This is a genomic window from Pseudomonas fluorescens (assembly GCF_902497745.1).
Taxonomy (GTDB): Bacteria; Pseudomonadota; Gammaproteobacteria; order Pseudomonadales; family Pseudomonadaceae; genus Aquipseudomonas; species Aquipseudomonas fluorescens_BM.
Genome location: NZ_CABVHJ010000047.1, coordinates 1 through 2,500 on the forward strand (window position 1 = coordinate 1; position 2,500 = coordinate 2,500).

Sequence of the window (2,500 nt, forward strand, 5' to 3'; positions counted from 1 at the left end):
CGCCGCATTGGGGGCGGTTTTTTCTGAGATCTGGTCTACCGACGAAAGCGAGCTGTTCATCAATATGTGCTTCCGCCTGCCATCGCTCCTGACTTATGAGGAGCAGCGACTTTGGGAAACGATAAAGGCGTCCGTGGCATTTCGAGAAAAGCCGACATCGACCGTATTAACGGATTGGGAGGTTGATGGCGTCGGTCGCCTTGATAAGGCGATGCTTAGGATGTTCTGGAGCGATCTGGCGGAGCACGTCGTGGATAATCGCGAAAGCCGGACGGTTGTGCCTTTCGTGCCTCCCTACTAAATCAGTTCCACTGCCGCCGCCTTGCTGTCAGGGGCAAGGTGGGCATAGCGCAGGGTCATCTTGATATCGGCGTGCCCCAGCAGATCCCGGATCGTGTTGAGCGGTACGCCGGCCATCACCAGGCGTGACGCGAAGTCGTGACGCATATCGTGCCAGCGGAAGCCCTCAATGTTGGCGCGCTCCAGCAGATTGAGCCAGGCGCTTTTAACGTCCTCCAGGCGGCCGCCGGCCTGGCTCGGGAAAACGTACTGAGACTTCCCGGCCTGCTTTTTCCAATCCTCCAGCACGCCGAAGGTTTCCTTGTTCATCGGGATATGCCGTGTGTCGCTTGTTTTGGTGGTGGCGCCGGCGGCGGTGATCGTCTTTGTTTGAAAGCTCACCGCCGACCATTTAAGGTCGAACAACTCACCGCGCCTCATTCCGGTATTCAAAGACACTAGCACCATGGGCTTCAGGTGATCGGTGAAGGGCAACTCGAGAAGGCTAGGCATCAATTCTTTGCCGCGGTCGGCCCGCCACTTATTCGCAGTCTCGCGCTCGGCCCGCGCTTCGTCTTGGCGCGCGTCCAGCGCTTCGCGTAGGCGCTTGGTCTCGTCGGCACCCAGATAGCGGACCAGACCCATTGTGTCGACCTTGAGGGCTCTGAGCTTGTCCATCGGATGGGCGCCGATGTACTCCCATTCAACTGCTCTACTGAATAGACCGCTGATCGAGCCCATTTTGCGGTTGACCGTCGACGGCTTGTTGCCCGACTTCATCCATCCGGTGCGGATCTGGTCCAGGTCACGGCCGGTGATTGCGTCAAGACGTTGAGCCATGATGGCCTCGAAGTTGTTGTCGAGCGTATGCAGTGTTTTCTCATGCCCTTTGTGGTGCGTCTTGAACCAGGGCATATAGGTGTCGTCGATGAACTGACGCAGGGAGGGCAGGGCGGAGCCCTTCCTTCCTTGGGTGACGGCCAGCGGCTCGCCGTGCTTCCTCGCGTCGGCGAGGTACTGTGTTGCCTCCTGGCGAGCTTGGTCTAGCGTGAGGATGCCTACTCGGCCCAAAGTCTTTTTGCGGCCGCGCGCCCACGTCACCACATAGGACTTCGCTCCCGCAGCCGTCACTCGCACGAATAGCCCGGTGATGATGGTATCGTGGACCTCATACTCCCGGCCGGTGACTTGCAGGCCGGCAAGCAGCTTGGCCGTAATCTTCTCTTTCACTTTGTTCTCATGGGTGCAGAGTGGGTGCAAAAAGAACTATACGGGGCCGTTTTCACGGACGCAACCGGACGCATAACCCATAATTAGTGGGCGTTGTCCGAGCGGGCTGGGTGCAGAATTATCCCTCCTAAGGGGAAGGTTGGCAGTTCGAACCTGCCCTGGGACACCATCTATTGTTTGCACTCCCTCTGTTACCAGGTTTCACCGGTCTCCCGCTGCTCTATAACGCGATCGTTTTGTGCTGCCTGATAATCCGTTGTGTGGATGGGTCGATCTCATCTATAGGGTTTTCGGCTACCTGATAGGTGGTTTTCCTCAATGCGGTCGCGCCTTCTATATAGACAGAAGGGCTTTCGAGTGTTTTCGATAGAAAACCGAAATTAACGGTTGACGGCAGATTTGAGATGTCTATAATTCGCCCCACTTCCGGCGCAGTCGAAACGGAAAACTCCTTGAGATTCAATGAGTTATGCAGGTTTCGGCAGCAGGTTGCTTCAGTTCATCGAAGCCAGAAAGGAAGTTGAAAAAGAGGTGTTGACAGCAGCGTGTAACGCTGTAGAATTCGCCTCCCGCTGACGAGAGATCGGAAGCGCAAGTGGTTGAAGTTGTTGAAGAATTCTTCGAAAGCTTCTGAAAATAATCACTTGACAGCAAATGAGGCTGCTGTAGAATGCGCGCCTCGGTTGAGACGAAAGATCTTAACCAACCGCTCTTTAACAACTGAATCAAGCAATTCGTGTGGGTGCTTGTGGAGTCAGACTGATAGTCAACAAGATTATCAGCATCACAAGTTACTCCGCGAGAAATCAAAGATGTAACCAACGATTGCTGAGCCAAGTTTAGGGTTTCTTAAAAACCCAAAGATGTTTGAACTGAAGAGTTTGATCATGGCTCAGATTGAACGCTGGCGGCAGGCCTAACACATGCAAGTCGAGCGGATGAGAGGAGCTTGCTCCTGGATTCAGCGGCGGACGGGTGAGTAATGCCTAGG

General features: G+C 54.9%; 1 protein-coding gene, 1 rRNA gene and 1 pseudogene (1 of these 3 cut by a window edge). 2 read left to right on the plus strand and 1 reads right to left on the minus strand.

The annotated features are described in order from the left end of the window. Positions 1–301: pseudogene (locus F8N44_RS31530) on the plus strand (hypothetical protein); the annotation flags it as partial. Here F8N44_RS31530 and F8N44_RS30995 read toward each other — a convergent pair. Next, a complete protein-coding gene (locus F8N44_RS30995) occupies positions 298–1,509 on the minus strand; it encodes a site-specific integrase (RefSeq protein WP_150652968.1) in 1,212 nt (403 codons plus the stop codon). The pseudogene F8N44_RS31530 and the gene F8N44_RS30995 overlap by 4 nt on opposite strands. 869 nt (positions 1,510–2,378) lie before the next feature. Here F8N44_RS30995 and F8N44_RS31005 point away from each other — a divergent pair. After that, positions 2,379–2,500, plus strand: a 16S ribosomal RNA gene (locus F8N44_RS31005) (it continues 1,415 nt past the right edge of the window).